This window comes from Cohnella suwonensis, from assembly GCF_042655365.1.
GTDB lineage: Bacteria > Bacillota > Bacilli > Paenibacillales > Paenibacillaceae > Cohnella > Cohnella suwonensis.
Genome location: NZ_JBHSMH010000039.1, coordinates 1 through 586 on the forward strand (window position 1 = coordinate 1; position 586 = coordinate 586).

Genomic DNA, 586 nt, shown 5'->3' on the forward strand with positions numbered 1-586 from the left:
GATGGGCGACGTATTCGAAGAAAAAAGCTGGCGTCAGATTGCACCTCAGATTCATTCATTCGGACGCTGCTTCCTTCCCGGAAAAGGCCGTTCTAACCAACGGAAACGTGCATGAGCGCAGAAACATGGGTGAGCTAGTCTCAGCGGATGAAGGGGTACTGAACATCTTCGATCGCGGTTACGTCGACTATAAAAAGTTTGATGCTTACTGCGACAACGGCGTTCGGTTCGTCACGCGACTGAGACAAAGCGCATGCATGAAAGTGCTAGAAGAACGCGCTGTGGTATCCGACGCCAACGTAGGGGATGCAACGGTTCTGCTCGGTAGCGACGTTTCGGCATACAAGATGCAAAATCCGCTCAGATTGATCACGTGCTTCGACGAAGAGGGCGAACAAGTTCTCATTTGCACCAATGATTTTGAACTGAGCGTTGAAGAGATCGCCGATATTTACCGTAATCGGTGGCAGATCGAGATCTTTTTCAAGTGGATTAAGCAACATTTGCATGTGAAGCACTTCTACGGAACGAGCAGAAATGCGGTGTACAATCAGGTCTATGCAGCGTTAATCGCCTATTGCCTGGT

At 49.3% G+C, this 586-nt stretch carries 1 protein-coding gene; it reads left to right on the top strand.

Annotated features, from left to right (window positions below; all coding sequences use genetic code 11):
- Positions 1–38: 38 nt before the first annotated feature.
- Positions 39–586: IS4 family transposase (locus tag ACFPPD_RS12640; RefSeq protein WP_378082401.1), on the top strand; the 548-nt coding region annotated here is incomplete at its 3' end.